Source organism: Pseudomonas sp. NPDC089554 (assembly GCF_050280645.1).
In the GTDB taxonomy this organism is placed as follows: domain Bacteria; phylum Pseudomonadota; class Gammaproteobacteria; order Pseudomonadales; family Pseudomonadaceae; genus Aquipseudomonas.
On record NZ_JBNNVR010000030.1, the window covers coordinates 1 to 17,417 of the forward strand.

Annotated in this window: 21 protein-coding genes; 17 read left to right on the forward strand and 4 right to left on the reverse strand. The window is 66.6% G+C overall.

All coding sequences use genetic code 11. From position 1 onward, the window contains the following. Nucleotides 1-202 precede the first annotated feature (202 nt). Together ACQKPE_RS11560 and ACQKPE_RS11565 are read right to left on the reverse strand one after the other, a co-directional pair. Nucleotides 203-1,525, reverse strand: coding sequence for an APC family permease (locus tag ACQKPE_RS11560; protein ID WP_427665899.1), 1,323 nt, complete (start codon nt 1,523-1,525; stop codon nt 203-205). A gap of 221 nt (nt 1,526-1,746) precedes the next feature. Further along, complete coding sequence (locus ACQKPE_RS11565) at nt 1,747-2,568, reverse strand: carbon-nitrogen hydrolase family protein (protein WP_427665900.1); 822 nt, start codon at nt 2,566-2,568, stop codon at nt 1,747-1,749. Between the two features lie 120 nt (nt 2,569-2,688). On the opposite strand from ACQKPE_RS11565, the gene ACQKPE_RS11570 reads away from it, so the two are divergent. After that, nucleotides 2,689-3,474, forward strand: coding sequence for a response regulator transcription factor (locus ACQKPE_RS11570; RefSeq protein ID WP_427665901.1), 786 nt, complete (start codon nt 2,689-2,691; stop codon nt 3,472-3,474). A gap of 8 nt (nt 3,475-3,482) precedes the next feature. Here ACQKPE_RS11570 and ACQKPE_RS11575 read toward each other — a convergent pair whose 3' ends face one another. Beyond that, nucleotides 3,483-4,361, reverse strand: a complete 879-nt coding sequence (locus tag ACQKPE_RS11575; protein WP_427665903.1) for a LysR substrate-binding domain-containing protein — start codon at nt 4,359-4,361, stop codon at nt 3,483-3,485. Between the two features lie 136 nt (nt 4,362-4,497). Here ACQKPE_RS11575 and ACQKPE_RS11580 point away from each other — a divergent pair, with 136 nt between their 5' ends. From ACQKPE_RS11580 to ACQKPE_RS11620, 9 genes are all read left to right on the forward strand, one after another. Beyond that, entirely contained in the window at nt 4,498-4,896 is a 399-nt protein-coding gene (locus ACQKPE_RS11580; RefSeq protein ID WP_427665904.1) for a RidA family protein, read from the forward strand. Nucleotide 4,897: 1 nt separating this feature from the next. After that, nucleotides 4,898-6,001 (forward strand): NADH:flavin oxidoreductase, encoded by a 1,104-nt coding sequence (locus tag ACQKPE_RS11585; protein ID WP_427665905.1) that lies wholly within the window; start codon nt 4,898-4,900, stop codon nt 5,999-6,001. A gap of 171 nt (nt 6,002-6,172) precedes the next feature. Beyond that, nucleotides 6,173-6,337 (forward strand): hypothetical protein, encoded by a 165-nt coding sequence (locus ACQKPE_RS11590; protein ID WP_275639077.1) that lies wholly within the window; start codon nt 6,173-6,175, stop codon nt 6,335-6,337. Nucleotides 6,338-6,463: 126 nt separating this feature from the next. Beyond that, nucleotides 6,464-7,384: a SctD/MshK family protein gene (locus ACQKPE_RS11595; protein ID WP_427665907.1), complete on the forward strand. Its 921-nt coding sequence runs from the start codon at nt 6,464-6,466 to the stop codon at nt 7,382-7,384. Continuing rightward, nucleotides 7,381-7,743: a hypothetical protein gene (locus ACQKPE_RS11600; RefSeq protein ID WP_427665909.1), complete on the forward strand. Its 363-nt coding sequence runs from the start codon at nt 7,381-7,383 to the stop codon at nt 7,741-7,743. The genes ACQKPE_RS11595 and ACQKPE_RS11600 overlap by 4 nt, the downstream gene beginning before the upstream one ends. Beyond that, complete coding sequence (locus ACQKPE_RS11605) at nt 7,740-8,078, forward strand: tetratricopeptide repeat protein (protein ID WP_427665910.1); 339 nt, start codon at nt 7,740-7,742, stop codon at nt 8,076-8,078. The genes ACQKPE_RS11600 and ACQKPE_RS11605 overlap by 4 nt, the downstream gene beginning before the upstream one ends. Beyond that, nucleotides 8,075-10,207 carry a type III secretion system export apparatus subunit SctV gene (sctV, locus tag ACQKPE_RS11610; RefSeq protein WP_427665912.1) on the forward strand — a complete coding sequence of 711 codons (2,133 nt, stop codon included), beginning with the start codon at nt 8,075-8,077 and terminating at the stop codon, nt 10,205-10,207. Before ACQKPE_RS11605 ends, sctV begins: the two co-directional genes overlap by 4 nt. A 38-nt stretch (nt 10,208-10,245) precedes the next feature. Further along, a complete protein-coding gene (locus tag ACQKPE_RS11615; RefSeq protein WP_427665967.1) occupies nt 10,246-11,514 on the forward strand; it encodes a type II and III secretion system protein family protein in 1,269 nt (422 codons plus the stop codon). 12 nt (nt 11,515-11,526) lie between these two features. Then, nucleotides 11,527-11,964, forward strand: coding sequence for a hypothetical protein (locus ACQKPE_RS11620; protein WP_427665914.1), 438 nt, complete (start codon nt 11,527-11,529; stop codon nt 11,962-11,964). Between the two features lie 8 nt (nt 11,965-11,972). Here ACQKPE_RS11620 and ACQKPE_RS11625 read toward each other — a convergent pair whose 3' ends face one another. Continuing rightward, nucleotides 11,973-12,758, reverse strand: coding sequence for a tetratricopeptide repeat protein (locus ACQKPE_RS11625; protein WP_427665915.1), 786 nt, complete (start codon nt 12,756-12,758; stop codon nt 11,973-11,975). 144 nt (nt 12,759-12,902) lie between these two features. On the opposite strand from ACQKPE_RS11625, the gene ACQKPE_RS11630 reads away from it, so the two are divergent. Genes ACQKPE_RS11630 through ACQKPE_RS11660 form a run of 7 tightly spaced genes read left to right on the forward strand, consistent with a single transcriptional unit; the run spans nt 12,903 to nt 17,412 of the window. Continuing rightward, the gene (locus ACQKPE_RS11630; protein WP_427665968.1) at nt 12,903-13,418 is read left to right on the forward strand and encodes a type III secretion protein; all 516 of its coding nucleotides are present in this window, start codon (nt 12,903-12,905) and stop codon (nt 13,416-13,418) included. A 37-nt stretch (nt 13,419-13,455) separates the two neighbouring features. Beyond that, nucleotides 13,456-13,674, forward strand: coding sequence for a hypothetical protein (locus ACQKPE_RS11635; protein WP_427665917.1), 219 nt, complete (start codon nt 13,456-13,458; stop codon nt 13,672-13,674). A gap of 5 nt (nt 13,675-13,679) precedes the next feature. Further along, nucleotides 13,680-14,108 (forward strand): hypothetical protein, encoded by a 429-nt coding sequence (locus ACQKPE_RS11640; protein WP_427665918.1) that lies wholly within the window; start codon nt 13,680-13,682, stop codon nt 14,106-14,108. Nucleotides 14,109-14,112: 4 nt separating this feature from the next. Next, the gene (gene sctJ, locus ACQKPE_RS11645) at nt 14,113-14,889 is read left to right on the forward strand and encodes a type III secretion system inner membrane ring lipoprotein SctJ (RefSeq protein ID WP_427665920.1); all 777 of its coding nucleotides are present in this window, start codon (nt 14,113-14,115) and stop codon (nt 14,887-14,889) included. Next, the gene (locus tag ACQKPE_RS11650; protein WP_427665922.1) at nt 14,886-15,506 is read left to right on the forward strand and encodes a type III secretion protein; all 621 of its coding nucleotides are present in this window, start codon (nt 14,886-14,888) and stop codon (nt 15,504-15,506) included. The genes sctJ and ACQKPE_RS11650 overlap by 4 nt, the downstream gene beginning before the upstream one ends. Further along, nucleotides 15,503-16,093, forward strand: coding sequence for a FliH/SctL family protein (locus ACQKPE_RS11655; RefSeq protein ID WP_427665924.1), 591 nt, complete (start codon nt 15,503-15,505; stop codon nt 16,091-16,093). The genes ACQKPE_RS11650 and ACQKPE_RS11655 overlap by 4 nt, the downstream gene beginning before the upstream one ends. Beyond that, nucleotides 16,090-17,412 (forward strand): FliI/YscN family ATPase, encoded by a 1,323-nt coding sequence (locus ACQKPE_RS11660; protein WP_427665926.1) that lies wholly within the window; start codon nt 16,090-16,092, stop codon nt 17,410-17,412. Before ACQKPE_RS11655 ends, ACQKPE_RS11660 begins: the two co-directional genes overlap by 4 nt. Nucleotides 17,413-17,417: the final 5 nt, after the last annotated feature.

Below are 17,417 nucleotides of genomic sequence, written 5' to 3' on the forward strand. Positions count from 1 at the left end.
GCCTTCGCGGCCTACGACTTGCTTCGCAAGTCTACATCTCGCGACTTCGGCTACGCCGAAGGGCGCTGCGCGCCAGGGCCCTCCAGACGCCTCCGTTCGGCCTTCTGGAAGTCGCGAAGATCAAGATCAAGATCAAGATCAAGATCAAGATCAAGATCAAGATCAAGATCAACGGCGAAAGCAAAGCGAGAGCGGTGGTGGGTCAGGCTTCTTCAAAGTGCATCTGCGGCGGCTGCTTACGGAAACCGCCCGTCAGCACCGCCAGGTACAGCACGCCCGCCGCCAACCACGCCAACCCCAGGTAGATCGCCAGGTGATCGAGACTGGCCATCAACCACAAGTCCGCTACCAGCCCCACCAGCGGGAACACCAGGAACAGCACAGTCCCGCGCAAGCCACGCTGCCCCTGGGCAATCCAGTAATGGAAGATCACCGACAGGTTCACCAGGCTGAACGCCAGGAACGCACCGAAGTTGATGAACGACGTCGACGTGGTCACATCCATCCGCAGCGCCAACAATGCCACCACACCACACAGCACGATACTGCCTACCGGCGTGCCGAAACGCTCGCTCAGGCGTCCGAAGAACGTCTTCGGCAGCACCCCGTCGCGGCCCATCGCGAACAGCAACCGCGAAGCACTGGCTTGAGCAGACAGCCCCGAGGTGAACTGCCCGACGATCAGGCCAATCAGGAACAAGCTGACGAACACATCACCACCAATATTGCGAGCAATCTCGTAGGCCGCCGAGTCGGCATTTTCGAACGTGGCGGACGGGTGGGCGAGCTGCACGAAATAACTCGTGGCGATGAAGATACAGCCACCGATCAAGGTGATCAGCAGGATCGCCCGCGGAATGTTCTTGCGCGGCTCATGGGTTTCCTCGGTCAGCGTGCTCACCGCATCGAAGCCCAGGAACGAATAGCAGGCGATCGCCGCGCCACTCATGATCAGTGGCAGTTGCACGCCCTCCTTCAAGAACGGCTCCAGCGACCACAAAGGCTTGCCCGCATCGCCCAACACATAGTGCACCGCCAGCCCCACGAAGGCCGCCAGCACCAGGAACTGCACCAGCATCAGCACACCGTTGATGTTCTTCGCCAAGCGCAGGCCAACCACGTTGATGGCCGTGGTCACGCCGATGAACGTCAGCACCCACACCGCATGCGGCACCTGCGGGAAGGCCGAGTGCAGGTAGGCCGCGCCGATCAGCCAGATGGCCATGGGCAGGAACAGGTAGTCCAGCAGCACACCCCAGCCGGCCAGGAAGCCCAGCTTCGGGCTGATGGACTGGCGTACGTAGGTATAGGCCGAGCCTGCCACCGGGAAGGCGGCGGCCATGCGGCTGTAGCTCAGGGCGGTGAACAGCATGGCGATGGAGGCCACCAGGTAGGCCGAAGGCACCAGCCCGCCCGTGGTGTCGGCGAGGATGCCGAAGGTGCCGAGGACGATGATCGGGGTCATGTAGGCGATGCCGAACAGCACCACCGCACCCAGGGAAAGGGTTCGCTTGAGTCGAGCCATTACTGCGTACTCCAATTTATGTTTGTTATGCAGAGTCGAAATCGACGCAAAGGCGGCATCCCTGGCCGCAGGTGTTCTTCTTGTTTTCTCTATCGCCACAAACCCCTGTAGGAGCGGCGGTGCGGCGATCCGACTTGCCCGCGAACCAGGCACCTCGGTGAATGGCCGGGGCTTTGCCCCGGTTCGCGGGCAAGCCCGCTCCTACAGGGACGGTGTTGTATTCAGCTGGCGATGATCAGCTCACGCAGCCCGCCGTCGTGCTCGCGCACCTCACCCGGCAGCACGAAGCGACGCTCGCTCAGGTAGCTGTAGTCGCGCCGTGCGACTTCCAACTGCTTCAGGTCCAGCGTCATGCCCAGTCGGCATTCCTCGCGCCCGGCCTCGCACAGCACCTGCCCGTAGGGGTCGACTACTGCGCTGCCGCCAGCGAACACCAGGCCGCCATCGCCCTCGCCAACGCGGTTCACCATCACCGCGAACGCCTGGTTTTCCATGGCCCGTGCGCAGATGGCGGTGCGGTGCGTGGGGCCGTACGGGTCCATGTTGCCGTTGGTCACCAGGATCAGTTCCACGCCCAACTGGCCCAAGGCCCGCGCGCTTTCCGGGAACTCGATGTCGAAGCAGATCAGCAGGCCTACGCGCACGCCCTTGAACAGCGTGGTGGCGTAGCGGTCGCCGGGGCTGAAGAAGTCGCGGTCGGAGGCCCATAGGTGGGTCTTGCGGTACTTCAGGGCGATGCCCTCGGCGGTCACCAGCAGGGTGGTGTTGTAGAAGCAGCCATCGTCGGCAGCCTCGGCCATGCCCAGCACCACCCCGACGTCACGGGCTTTCGCCGCCTGCTGCACGGCGCGCACGCTGGGGCCATCCAGGGGCTCGGCGACCTGGGCGACATTGGCCTCGGTAGGGAAACCCATCAGTTGGGTTTCGGGGAACACCACCAGGTCGGTGCCGGCGGGGCAGGCGTGAATCGCCGCCAGGGTGCGCTCCAGGTTGTAGGCGGTGTCGCCATCGCGACCGGCCAGTTGCACGAGTTCGACCTTCATTGCAGCTCCTGTACGTAGACATGACCGTACGACCAAAACCGGTCAGAATGCGCCGAGTATGCAGTTGGCCATCGCGCCTGGGTAATTACGCCCATGGGGTAACCCAACAGGGGTAGAGGCATGAACCTTTCGCTACAGGACCTGGCCTGGCACCGCGGGGTAGGGCAGTTGATCGAGACCTTGGACACGCCAGGCTTCTGGCTGGCCCAGGTGCGCCTGCTCAAGCGCTACGTGCCGTTCGACAGCTGGGTGGCGCTGCTGTTCAGCAATGGCCGCCCCCAGGTGTTCGCCGAATGCGCGGCCGAGGACGGCGGCCCCGACCCATTGTTCCAGGACTACCTCAAGGGCCTGTACCTGCTCGACCCGTTCTACATCGCCAGCCGCGAGGCGCCGGGCAGCGGGTTGTTCCAGCTGTGCGACGTGGCCCCGGAATGCTTCGAGCAGACCGACTACTACCAGCGCTATTTCCGCCTCAACGTGGTGGCCGACGAAGTGCAGTTCAACGTGCAGCTCGATGCCGAGCGCACCTTGTGCCTGTCGTTGGGTAGCAAGGGCCGTTTCACCCCGGAGCAGATAGCTTTGCTCGACCTGCTAAGGCCCTGGGTGGCGGGTTTGATGCGCCAACGCATGGCGTTCGAACGGGAGTTGCTGGAGCAGGCCAGCGCCCCGGCGCCGCGTTGGCAGAGCCGCCTCGAGGAAACCGTCGAGGCCCTGGAAACGCCCCTGACTGCGCGCGAGCTTGAGGTGGGGCGCTTTATGCTCAGCGGCTGCTCGAGCAAGGAAATCGCCCGCAAGCTGGCGATTTCCGCCGAGACGGTGAAGGTGCACCGCAAACACATGTACAGCAAGCTGGGGATCAAGTCGCAGTCGGAGTTGTTTTCGTTGTTCTTGCAGGCGCAGGGGTAGGGCGCAGCTCACCCCGCGCTCTGCGCTGCCAACCACGCACATACCGCCGCCACCGCGCCGCCAGTCTCCCCCTCGCGCGTCAGCAGATGATGGCGAAACCCGGTAATGGTCTGCCCGAACGGCTGCACCAACTGCCCCGCCGCCAGCTCATCGCGCACCAACGCCAAGCTCACCAAGGCCACCCCCTGGCCCGCCACCGCCGCCTGGATGGCATGACTCTCATCGGAAAAACTCAGCAGCGGCGCCTCCTTCGGCTCCTCCAGGCCCGACTCGGCGAACCAGCGGGTCCAGGTCGGGTTGTCGGGGTGCTTGCGCCGCCACTGGAAGTCGATCAGCGGGCGCTGCAACAGGTCGGTGACCGACTCGACCTTCAGCAGCGGGTTCGCCACCGGCGCAAAACGATCGGCGAACAGTGGCACCACCTCGAAGCCGGGGTAGGGCCCCTTGCCGTAGCGAATCGCGATGTCGACGCCCGCAGCCTCCAGGTCGACCACCTCGTCCGAGGCCTGGAGCTGCAACGCAATCTGCGGATGTTGGGCATGAAACGCCGTGACCCGGGGCACCAGCCAGCGCGCAGTGAACGCCAGCGTGGCTGACACCGTTACTTGAGCGCGGCCCTGCCGAGGCGTGATGCGCTCGATCACCTGGACGAACGCATCGAAGCCTTCGCGCAGCACCGGGTAGAGCCTTGCGCCGGCATCGGTCAGCAAGACCTTGCGCACCCGGCGCTCGAACAATGCCAGCCCCAGGTGCTCCTCGAGCGAGCGCACCTGGTGGCTGATGGCGGTAGGCGTGACCGACAGCTCATGGGCGGCCTGCTTGAAACTGCCATGCCGGGCGGCGGCTTCGAAGGCGCGCAGCGTGGACAACGGGGGAAGGCGCCGCATGGCTTAGTTTTCCTCATCTATCGGGTGATAATTGAACGTTTGTCGGCCTGGCCGTGAACGTCGATCTTATAGCTCTACACATGACCCCCGGAAGCCACTTTCGGCGACCGGCACCTTCACGTACTGGAGCAAGACGATGAAACTCGAACGCGTTATCACCACCCCCGACAACTACGCGCCCTACCTGCTTTCACAAGGCATTCGCTTCGGCAACCTGCTGTTCGTCTCCGGCCAAGCCGGGGCTGGCGACGATGGCAAGATCGTCGAAGGCGGCTTCCGGGCCCAGGGCGAGCAGGCCTTCGCCAACCTGCGCCGTGCGCTTGAAGCCGGTGGCTCGAGCCTCGACCAGGTCATCAAGGTGACCATCTTCGTCACCGATATGAATAACTTCAAGGATGTTATCGAACTGCGCCGCCAGTTCTTCAGCGCACCCTATCCGGCCGACACCATCGCCGAAGTGCGGGCGCTCTATAACCCCGAGGTAATGATCGAGATCGAAGCCATCGCGGCCGTTGCAACGGCACAGGAGCATTGACATGAGCGCGATCACCCGGCTGTTCGACCCGCTGAACCTCGGTGCGCTCGCCCTTGGCAACCGCCTGGCGGTCGCGCCCATGACGCGGGTCAGCGCCACCCAATCAGGGGACGCCACGGCGCGCATGGCGCAGTACTACGCCAGCTTCGCCGAGGGCGGTTTCGGTCTGGTCATTACCGAGGGCATCTATACCGACGAGCGCTGGTCGCAGGGCTACTTCCATCAACCGGGCCTGGCCAATACCGCGCAGCGCGAGGCCTGGCGGCCGGTGGTGGAGCGTGTCCACGCGGCGGGCGCACGCATCATCGCCCAACTGATGCACGCTGGTGCGCTTTCCCAGGGCAACCGCTTCGTCAGCGATACCCGCGGCCCTTCGGCCAAGCGACCGGTCGGGCAGCAGATGGGCTTCTACCGTGGGGTCGGCGACTACCCATTGCCGCAGGCCATGACCCAGGCCGAGATCGACGAAGCGGTTGCAGGTTTTGCGGCAGCCGCGCTGCGGGCGCGGGAGGCGGGCTTTGATGGCGTGGAAATCCATGGCGCCAATGGCTACCTGCTCGACCAGTTCCTGAGCGAGGGCGTGAACCTGCGCACCGATGCCTACGGCGGTAGTGTCGCCAACCGGTTGCGGATCACCGTGGAAGCGGTGAAGGCGGTGCGTGCCACCGTGGGGGACGACTTCATCGTTGGTTTGCGCAGTTCACAAGGCAAGGTCAACGACTTCACGCACAAGTGGCACGGCCAGGAAGAAGCGGCCGATATCTACACGCTACTTGGACAACTGCCACTCGATTACCTGCACACCACCGAGTTCGAGGCCTGGCAGCCCGCGTTCGAGCAAGGCCCAAGCCTGGCGGCGCTGGCCAAGCGTCATGGTGGCCTGCCGGTGTTGGCCAATGGCTCGTTGCACGACCCTGAGCGCGCTGGCGCCATGCTCGCCTCGGGCGAGGCGGACATGGTCACCCTTGGACGCGGCGCCCTGACCCATGCCGACTGGCCGCAGCGGGTGCGCAATGCAGACGCGCTAGCAGCCTTCGACCGCCAGATACTCTCGCCGCTCGCCGACCTCGAGAACGCCGACCGTCTCAAGGCCAGTGCCCGTTAAAACGTTGTTCGTCGCTGGCGCTTCATGACCTTTCACAACGTTTCACAGCGGTGGCCGAAACCGGCTGCCTAACATGAGCCCCGTTCCGCAGTGCTTACTGCCCTGCGGCACAGGCTTCACGTTAGCCGCAATGCGGCCTATGAACCTAACCTACCTCGAAGGAGTTTCACGATGAGCAACGTTCCTCCAGCAAGTGCCGGCGGCGGCGCCGATGCAGCCATCGCCAAGATGGAAGCCACCTTCAACATGGCTATCGAGAAGTCGGCAAAGATTACCGAGCTGACCACTGCGAAAAAGGCTGAGCTCGACGCTACCAAGCAACGTCCGCAGAACTGACGTTGTCGTGCGGGCGGTGCTTGCGCCGCCCGCCCACCCCTTGCAGCGAATACATTACCCAGAAGAATTCCATGCCAAGGCTGCTGACACCTTGCTGTCGGCGGGCTTCACGGTGGTGATCCGCCCATGACCGTTCTTGCCTCTCCCGTTTCCATCGGTGGCCATACAGCACCGGCCAGGCCCGTGCTCAGCATCACCGAAGGCCTGCACCAGGGCGGTCGCATCGTTCTGGAGGGCGCTCGCCATGTCCTGGGCAGCAGCGCCGATGACGATTTCATCCTCACCGACCCAGGCATCGCCCCTGGGCACCTGGCGCTGCGCCTGGACGATGACAAGGTCGCCGTCGAGGCGCTGGCGGGTGAGGTGCAGGTCGAGGACCGCCTCGGGCGTTCGACCTTGGTGCCGTTGGGCAGTGGCTACCGTGGCCAGCTGCCGCTGCGCATTTGCCTTGGCGAAGCACGGCTGTGCCTGGAGCCGGCGCCCACGCGCGCTGCATCCAGTCAACGGCCGACCGGTTTGGCCAGGCCACACCTGCTGCTGGCGCTGGGGCTGATGTTCATCTGCGCCTTCGCCTTTGCCTTTCGTGGCGAAAGCGAACTTCCCCAGGTGAACAGCGTCAGCGTCACGCCAGAGCCGCGTGCGCCGCAGCAGGCGACGCTCGCCGATGCCCGTTCGTGGCTCGAGCAACAACTGCTCGCCAGCGGCTTCAGTGGCGTCAAGGTCAGTGAAAGCGGCGGCCAGCTGGTCGCCAGCGGGCGCCACGAGGCCGCTCAGAAAAGCCGCTGGGTCGAGCTGCGCCAGGCCTTCGATCACCGTTTCGGCCAGCAAGTGATGCTGCATAGCCAGGTGACCGTGCACGCCGATGTCGCCAAGCCCAGGGTGTACTTCCAGGCCGTATGGTTCGGCGAAAACCCCTACGTGGTCGGCGAGGGCGGCAAGCGCCTGTACCCCGATGCGCCGCTGTCCGATGGCTGGGTGCTGGAGCGCATCGACAGCAACCAGGTGGTGCTGGCTAGGGGTGAAGAACGCTTCACCTTGACCCTATGAGAATCGACCCTCGGCCATTGCTGCCGACACCTTCCGATAAAGCCCCCGCCGTCGAAGCCGTGCGCCCGGTGCAGGCGCGCGCCAACGCCCGCTTCGAGGCGCTGCTGGGCAAGCGCGAACAGGCGGCCCGTCGTTCGCTGCGCGGCGAACTGGAGCAGGCCCTGGGCTGCGAGGCGATCAACCCCGAGCTGTTCGCCGGTAGCCGCGCGCAGGAGCTTTTGCACTACCTGCTGGACGAAGTGCTGCCCAGGCTCGACGCCGAGCCCGAAGTGCGCGTACTGGCCGAAGACCTGCTGCGTGAAGAGCTGCACCTGCGCCAGTCGCTGGCCCAACAACGTGCCGAGGTGCAGCAGCCATGAAGCCGCGTGAACACCACGACAGCGTTGAACTGCTCAAGGGCCTGGGCGACCTCTACCGGCGCAGTGGCCAGGCGCAACGGGCCCTGGTGATGCTGCTGATCGCCGCGCAGATGGCGCCCAACGACGGCGCGCTGCTACGCCAGCTGGCCATGGCCTTCACCGACAGTGGCGATGCCCTGCGCGCGCTCAATGTCCTGGACCGCGCGGTAGCCCTGGAGGGCGATTCGGCTGCGCTGTTGCTGCTGCGTAGCCACGCCCTGTGGCGCGCCGCGCGCAAGGACGAGGCGCGCCAATGCTTCAAGCGCTACCTGGCGGCGCGCAAGGTGGCGCCATGAGCCTGCTCGGACGCCTCAATGGCCTGGCCCACGCGGCCTCCCGGCGCAGCGATGTGGTCATCGTGGCATTCATGCTGATGGCCATCGCGATGATGATCATTCCGTTGCCGACCTACCTGGTCGATAGCCTGATCGCCTTGAACATCACCTTGAGCCTGCTGATCCTTATCGTCGCCTTCTACATCGGCCACTCGGTGGAGTTCTCCGCGCTGCCGCCGTTGATCCTGCTGAGCACCTTGTTCCGCCTGTCGTTGTCGATCACAACCACGCGGTTGATCCTGCTCGATGGCGACGCCGGGCACATCGTCAAGGCCTTCGGCGACTTCGTCATCGCCGGGCAAGTGGTGGTGGGGCTGGTGGTGTTCCTGATCATCACCGTGGCGCAGTTCGTGGTCATCACCAAGGGCGCCGAACGGGTGGCGGAGGTGGCCGCGCGCTTCACCCTCGATGCCATGCCCGGCAAGCAGATGAGCATCGACAACGATCTGCGCAACGGCGACATCGACCAGGCCGAGGCGCGCCGCCGCCGCTCGCGCCTGGAACGCGAGAGCCAGATGTTCGGGGCGATGGACGGCTCGATGAAGTTCGTCAAGGGCGATGCCATCGCGGGCCTGGTGATCCTGGCGGTGAACCTGTTGGGCGGCATGCTGATCGGCATGGTCGAGCGCGACATGCCGTTCGGCGAGGCGGTGCACACCTATTCGCTGCTCACCGTGGGTGACGGGCTGATCGCGCAGATTCCCGCGCTGCTGATTTCCGTGGCGGCGGGCACCGTGGTGACGCGGGTCAACAGCGACGGCGCCAGCGGCGACCTGGGTAGCGAGATCGTACGCCAGCTGGGCGCCAGCCACCGGGCCTTGGCGTTGACGGCCTTGATCCTGCTGGGCGTTGCCCTGTTGCCGGGGTTCCCTGCTGCGGTGTTCATCAGCTTGTCGGCCCTGCTGGGCGGCGCTGCGTTCATGCTGGCGCGGCGCGAGGCGCGTAACGCGCTCGAGGTCGTGGAAGAGGCGTTGCCGGTGGAAGAGCCAGAGCCACTGCCGGCCGAGCCTGTCGCACCGGCCAGCAAGCCGTTGGACTGCCGCATTCTCATGGTGCTCGGGCCGGGCCTCGCGGCCAGCGCACCGACCCAGCCGCTGCGCCAGCGTTTCGAGGCGTTGAGCTTCGAGCTGCGTGACGAGCTGGGTATCGACGTCCCCATGGCCGCCATCCACGTCGATGGGCAGTTCCCTGGGCAGCGTTTCGTCATCGAGCTTGAAGGCGTGCCGGTCAGCGAGGGCGAGCTGCCCGCCGACTGCCTGCTGCTGCGCGACGACCCGGTGAATGCCGAGCTGCTGGAAGTACCGCTGCTGGAGGCCGACTCGCCGCTGACCCGGCGCAACGCGCACTGGGTCGAGCGCACGCACCAGGTGCGCCTTGAGCAGGCCGGCGTGGGCTTCCTGTTGCCCGAGGAAGTGCTGCGCGCCGTGCTGGAGCGCACCTTGCGCCGCTACGCCGCAGATTTCCTCGGTATCCAGGAAACCCGCGCCTTGCTCGAGCGTAACGAAGGCAGCTACGGCGAGCTGATCAAGGAGGCGCTGCGCAACCTGTCGTTGCAGCGCATGGCCGAGGCCTTGCGCCATCTGGTGAGTGAGGGCGTGTCGATCCGCAACCAGCGCGCGCTGCTCGAAGCCATGGTCGATTGGGGCGGGCGCGATGCCGATGCAGGGCAGTTGGCCGAGCACCTGCGCGCGGCGCTGGCGCGGCAGATCAGCCATCAGCATGCCGACCGCAACCGGGTCATCAGTGCCCTGGTGATGGCGCCGATGCTCGAGCAGCACCTGCGCACCGCCCTGCGCCGCCAGGAGTCCGGCGGTGATCGGATACCCGAGCAGGCCAACCGTGGCTTGCTCGCACAACTGCACCAGGCCTGCGAACGCCTGCCGGAGGACCGGCGCAGCGTGCTGCTGGTGCACCCGGAGCTGCGTCGTCACCTGCGCTGGCTGGTGCTGCGCGGCGACCTGGAGCTGGCCGTGCTGTCATTCCGCGAGCTGGCGGGCGAGTACAACGTACAGGCCGTCGGCACCCTGGAGCCTGGTGAAAACCAGCCACGGCGCGACACCCCGGTCACTTCCACGGCGAGTGCTTCATGAACGGTTTTCTGCGTATGGCGTTGTGTGTGGGCCTGGTGATGGCTGGGCTGGTGGGGTCGTTTTCGGCTGCCGCCCAGGACTTGGCGCCGGGCAGCCGTGGCACCGTGGACCTGGCCGCTGGCGAGGGGCGCATCCTGCGCTTCCAGGCCCCGGTGGCCTCGGTGTTGCTGGCCGAGCCTGGGGTGGCCGACCTTCAGGTGGTGTCGGCCGGGGTCATCTACCTGTTCGGCAAGGCCCCTGGGCAGACCAGCCTGATCGCCCTCGACGAGGCCGGCACGCAGCTGGCGGTGATGGGCGTGTCGGTGAATAGCCCGACCCAGGCCGTGAGCCGCCCGTTGCAGGCGCTGCACCCGCAGAGCAGCGCCCAAGTCAGTGCCGTGGGCAACCAGCTGGTGGCCAAGGGCAGCGTGCAAAGCGTGGGCGAGGCCAGCGACTTGAATGCCTTGCTCGACAACCAGGCCCAGGTACCGGCGCTCAACAGCGCCACTTACCCTGGTTCCGCCCAGGTCAACATTCGCGTGCGCTTCGCCGAGGTGTCGCGTTCCGAGCTGCTGCGCTATGGCGTGAGCTGGAACGCGCTGTTCAACAACGGCACCTTCTCCTTCGGCCTGCTTACCGGTGGCAGGTTGGCTGCCGATGCCGCCAGTGGTGCCTCGAACGTGATCAGTGCCGGCGTGAGTTCGGGCAACGTGGACATCGACGCGATACTCGAGGCACTGCACAGCAACGGCATCCTGGAGATTCTCGCCGAGCCCAACATCACCGCCATGACCGGGCAGACCGCAAGCTTCCTGGCCGGCGGCGAAGTGCCAGTGCCGGTGCCGGTGAACCGCGACCTGGTGGGTATCGAATACAAGCCCTTCGGCGTGTCGCTGCTGTTCAGCCCGACCTTGCTGCCGAATGGGCGCATCGCGTTGCAGGTGCGACCCGAGGTCAGCAGCCTGATGGGCTCGGAGGCCACTGAAGTGGGTGGCTACCGGGTGCCGTCGTTCCGCGTGCGGCGGGCCGATACGCGGGTCGAGGTCGGCAGCGGCCAGACCTTCGCCATTGCCGGGCTGTTCCAGCGCGAGAGCAGCCAGGACGTGGAGAAGGTGCCGATGCTGGGCGACATGCCGATTCTCGGCAACCTGTTCCGCTCCAAGCGCTTTCAGCGCAATGAAACCGAGTTGGTGATCCTGATCACGCCGTACCTGGTGCAGCCGGTACGCCAGCGCGACCTGGCCACGCCCGTCGACCCTATGCCAGGCGCCACCACGGCGTCGGCGGGGCCGCGCAGCGGCGGCAAGTTCGGCTTCTACATGAATTGATTCGAGGTAGGCATGGACGTGTTGCAAACCAACCTGGATGAGCGACGGACCTGTGGTGAGGCGACTGGCCTATTCACCGCCGTCCTACTGCTCTTGTTGACGGGCTGCCAGGGCCACCTGCCCCCGGCCACCTACTCGGGCGACTTCCAGCGCCAGGCGCAGAGCGGTGACCTGGTACCGGTCGAATGCCTCAAGCCCGCCGCCGAGGACGCCTTCGACCTGGGCGCCGACTTCGTCCCACTGCTACCCCCAGGCTGCGCCAATAACCTCACCCTGATGCGCATGGTCGAGCAGCCTGCGGACCTTACCCAAGGTCGCCAGACCGGCCCGACCATGGCCGCGCCCGTGGGCCGTGCGGCCCAGGTGTACATCGAAGGCTACGACCGCGCTGAACTGCGCCGTCGCCAGGAAGAACAGCAGTCGCGCGCCGACCGTCAGGAGCGCCAATGAACCTGTCGTCAGCGCGTATCCACCAGCCCCAGCGCGCGAGCCTGGGCCTGCGGGTCGGCAATGGCCTTGATGCGCTGGGCCTCGGCCAGCAGCGCCGGGCGCTCGCTGGCCGGAATGTCGTCCAGCACAAGGTTCGCAACGTCCTGCTCGCGTCCTGCCAGCACCGTCACCAGCAGTTCGTTGCGCTGGTGCCGGGGCAGTGCCCGCGGCGAGCGGGCTACCTGGCGCACGGTGTCCAGCGCCCGCTGCGCCTGGCCACCCAGGGCGTAGGCCAAGGCCAGGTTGCAGCGGGTGTCGAGGTCGTCCGGGGCAAGGCCCAGGCTCTTGCCGAAGGCCGTCTGGGCCGCGTTGGCCTGGCCGCGCAAGATCTGGGCGATACCCAGGCGGTTCCACGCCTGCGGGTTGCTGCTGGCGGCGGCGGCCTGGGCCAGCACCGTGGTCGCGCGTTCCAGCTTGCCCAGGTGCAACTGTGCGGTGCCCAGGCCCAGCAACGCATCGGGGTTGTCCGGTTGCAGCGTCAAGGCCTGCTGGTAGGCGCGTTCGCCAGTGCGCGCATCGCCGCTGGCCAAGCTCGCCTCACCCAGCTTCAGCCAAGCCTCGGGGTGTTGGCCGGGCTGTTGCGTGGCGTTCTCATAGAGGGCGGCGGCCGAGGTATTGTCGCCACGGCGTTGCAGGTCGCCCGCCAGGTGCATCAGGCGTTCGTAGCCATCGTCGGCGGGGCGTGGTTGGCTGGAGCAGGCAGCCAGCAAGGCGCTGGCCAGCAGAAGCAGGGTAGACGGCAAGCGGTTCGGCATGGGCAAGGCTCGGCTAGGCGCAAGGACGTCCATTCTAGCGGCTCGATCGGCCAAGACGCCTGCCATTCACGCAATTTCACATCCGTGAAGCACCTGGGGGCGGTGGCGCTGTTGCTGGCCTTGGCCTGGCCTGCGCACGGGCAAATGCTGCTGGACGGCCCCGACTGGTTCGCCGAGCCATTCGCCTATGCGCTGGTCGACCAGGACGTACGCGGTGCGCTCAACGAGTTCGGCCACAACCTGGGGCTGATCGTGGTGATGTCGGAGAAGGTCCGCGGCAAGGCGCGCAGCCCGGTGCGCAGCGACCTGGCCGGCGAATTCCTCACCCGCCTGTGCGACAGCAACGGCCTGGCCTGGTACTTCGACGGCAACATCCTCTATATCAACGCCGCCGACGAGGTGGCCACGCGCCTGGTGAGCAGAGGCCCGGACCTTGACCCACAGGCGCTGCACGACTACCTGGCCGAACTCGACGTGAAAGGCTCGCAGCTGTCGATGCGCCAGGGCGGGGGCGGTGAAGAGCTGTACATCTCCGGCCCGCCGGCCTACCTGAACATGGTCCAGCAGCACCTCGACAGCCTCAAGCAACCGGCCGCGCAAGCGCCGAGCGTGGCTCGGGGCATTCGCGTGTTTCGCGGCATCTCGATCAGTGACCACTGAATCATCCACCCACGCATCCCCCTCAAGGAGAAACACCATGGCCGTTACCCCGATCGACAGCACCGCCAGCACTCCAGCCAGCGCCGAGGCCAAGTTCAACTCGGCCGTGGACAAATCCAAGGAGCAGATCACCGACGAAGAGCTCACCACCGCGCTGATCGACAACGCGGTCATGGTCGGCGGGCAGTTCATCATCATGCCCAAGGTCCAGGAAATCCTGAACGAGGCGATGTCCTCGGAAGACGACGAAGAGTAACGGTCATGAGCATCAGCCTCGCCAGCACGGCGGCTATGCCGCCTTCAGGAGGGCCGCAGGCGCCTGGCGCCTCGCAGAACCTGTTCGAGCACATGGCCAATGGCGCCAAGGGCATGCCCGAGGGCGCAAGCCCCCACCAGATTGGCGAAAGCCTGATGCAGCGGCTCGATGGCTTCATCGACCGCTCGCGCAACTTCAGTGCCCGCGCCGAAACCCTTGGCCAGGCCGGCACCCAGCCGGCACCGCCGGCGCAGTCGCCGTCGTCCTTCGCCAGCGTGGCGGGCGAGGGTGGGCGCAAGGTCGGCGACCCGCAGATGGACCGGATCGTCCAGTCGCTGGGGCGCATGTTCGACTACTCGATCGAGACCCAGATGGTGGTGCGTGGGGCGACCCAGGTGTCCGGGTCTGCCAACACCTTGCTCAAAGGACAATGACCCTATGGCCCGTCGTGCTTCGCGCCTGTTGATCGTCGTGGCTCTGGCCGGCCTGCTGCAGGCTTGCGAGATGGACCTGTACAGCAACCTCGGCGAACGCGAGGCCAATGCCATGCTCGCGGTGTTGCTGCGCGAGGGCATTCCGGCTACGCGCAAGGTCCAGGACAACGGCCAGCTGAAGATCGTCGTCGATGAGCGACGCTTCGCCGAGGCCATGGCACGCCTGGACGAAGCTGGCCTGCCGGGGCAGCAGTTCTCCAACCTCGGCGAGGTGTTCAAGAGCAACGGGCTGGTGTCTTCGCCGGTGCAGGAGCGGGCGCAGATGGTCTATGCCCTGAGCGAGGAGCTGTCGCACAGCGTGTCGCAGATCGACGGCATCGTCTCGGCGCGGGTGCACGTGGTGCTGCCGGACAACGACCTGCTCAAGCGGGTCATCTCGCCGTCCTCGGCCTCGGTGCTGGTGCGCTATGACGCCAGTACCGACATCAACCCGCTGATCCCGCAGATCAAGACCCTGGTGGCCAACGGCATTTCCGGGCTGGCCTACGACGGCGTTTCGGTGACCGCGATCAAGGCCGCCAGCGTGCCGCGCGAAGCTCAGGGCCAGCCGCGCATGACGCGCTTCATGGGCATCTGGCTGATGCAGGACGACCTGGCCTGGGCGCGCCTGGTGCTGGGCGGCAGCCTGCTGTTGGCATTGGCCTTGGGCGGTGTGTTGGGCTGGCAGTACTGGAACCAGCGCCGTGCCCAGGCCCTGTACCGCCTGCCGGAGGCGCAATGAGCGCGCTGGCGCAATGGCAGGCGCTGCTGGCCGAGCCACTGGCGTTCATCGACCGTCGCCACTTGGCCGCGTGCTTCGCCGACGAGGTGGCGCCGACGCAGGTACAGGCGTTGCTCAAGGCCCCGCGTTTTCAAGGGCGGCTGCTGAACCTGTTGCTGCGCACCTACCGCCTGCAACCCACCGCGCAACTGCCAGAACCGCTGGCGCAAGACCTGCCGTTACTGCTGCTGTCACCCGAGGCGTTCGCCCGCCTGCCAAGGCTGTGCGGGGCCATCTGGCATGGCGCGGCGCTGGGCCGGGAGATTCGTCGCGAGGTGGTCGAGCACCTGCGCCAAGGCCTTGGCCAGGAGGTGTTCAACCTGGCGCTGGCGCACCGGCAATGGAGCGGTGCCCTGGACCTGCTGCGCCAGCCCGACGACCTGCTGGCGGCCATTGAGGCCGATGGCGCCCGCTGCGTGCAGGCCTGGTTGCACAGCCAGCCACAGCCGCTGCGCGAGTGGCTGTTGTTGCGCCTGCCGCAACCGGACGCCGAGGCCTCTTCCAAGGCGATAGACCCGGGCCTTGTGCGCCGGGTGGCGGGCCTGTTGGCCACGTCTGGCGAGGAGGTGACGTCATGAGCGACCTGCCAAGCCGCCCAGCTGCGCGCATCCTGCGTGCTGCCGAGGCGCAGCTGTGGACCGACGGCCAAGCCTACTTGCAAGCGGCCCGGGAAGAAGCCGAGCGCGTGCGTGAAGACAGCGCCCAGTGGCTCGAACAGGCCCGCGCAGAAGGTTTCGAGGCCGGCCGGGCGAAAGGTGCCGAGGCGGTGGGTACGCTGCTGGTGCAGACCCAGGCACAGGTCGATGCCTATCTGGCGGGCCTGGAAGGTGCCCTGGCCGACCTGGCCCTAGGGATCGCCCGCGAAGTGTTGCAAAGCATGGACGATGCCGAGCGGGTGCTGAGCAGCACGCGCAAGGCCTTGCTCGCCTTCCGCCAGGACCAGGCCCTGACGCTGTTCGTGCCGCCCCAAGAGGTGGCGGCGGTACGCCAGCGCCTGCTGGCCGAGCCTGAAGGGCTGGCCGCCGTTACGCTGGAGCCCGATGACCAGCTGCACGCAGGCCAGGCGCGTCTGGGCAGTGCGGTCGGCTCGGTGGAGCTGGGGCTGGATGCGCAGTTGCAGGCGTTGCGCCGAGGCCTGCTGCCCTTCGACGAGGTGGCATCGTGAGCCTCGATTCAGTGCTGCCACGCTTGCAGGCGCGCCTGGTCGAGGCGCGACCAAGGCCGATGAAGGGCACCATTCGCAGCATTCGCGGCGTGCTGCTGCGCGCCAGTGTGGCGGGGGTGCGCATCGGTGAACTGTGCCGTCTTCACGACCCGTCCACCGGGCGCATGCTGGCCGCCGAGGTGATCGGCTTCGACGGTGACGAGGCGATCCTTTCGCCCATCGGCTCGCTGGAGGGGTTGTCCACTCGCACCGAGATCACCGCCACCGGCGCGGCCATGGCGGTGAGCGTGGGCGATGCGCAACTGGGCAGGGTCATCAGCCCCATGGGCGATTACCTCGATGGCGATCGCCAGCCACCGGTTGGCACCTTGCAGCGCTACCCGCTGCAAGCTGAACCGCCTGAGCCGTTCGCCCGGCAGGTGATCGAACAGCCGCTGTGGGTCGGGGTGCGGGCCATCGATGGCTTGCTGACCTTGGGCCGTGGCCAGCGCATGGGCTTGTTCGGCGAACCGGGGGTGGGCAAGTCGTCGCTGTTGGCGAGCATGGTGCGCAACACCAGTGCCGACGTGGTGGTGATCGGCCTGATCGGTGAACGTGGCCGCGAGGTGCGCGAGCTGCTCGACGTACAGCTCGGTGCCCAGGCCCGCGCGCGCACCGTGGCGGTGGTAGCCACCTCCGACCGGCCAGCGGCCGAGCGGGTGCGCGCCGCCTACGTGGCCACGGTGCTGGCCGAGTACCACCGCGACCAGGGCCGCGATGTGCTGCTGCTGATGGACAGCCTGACCCGCTTCGCCCGCGCCCAGCGCGAGATCGGCCTGGCGGTGGGCGAGCCGCCGACCCGCCGCGGTTACCCGCCGTCGTTCTTCTCTGCCTTGCCGCGCCTGCTGGAGCGCGCAGGGCCTGCCGAGCGCGGCAGCATCACGGCGCTGTACACGGTGCTGACCGAAGGCGATGCGGCGACCGACCCGGTGGCCGAAGAGGCCCGCTCGATCCTCGATGGCCATGTGGTGCTCAGCGCCGAACTGGCCCAGCGCAACCATTTCCCCGCCATCGATGTGCTGCGCAGCCGCAGCCGCCTGATGGAACAGGTGGCCAGCCGCGAACAGCGCAGCCTGGCCATGCGCATGCGCGAGCTGATGGCGCGGCATAACGACATCGAGATGCTGGTGCGCATCGGCGAATACGCCGCTGGCAGCGACCCTCTGGCCGACGAGGCCATCGCCCGCCATGGCGCCATCGAAACTTTCCTGCGCCAGGCGGCCGACCAGCCGGGTGGCGCGCAACAGACCCTGGACCAGATGCGCAAGGTATTGGCATGAGGAGC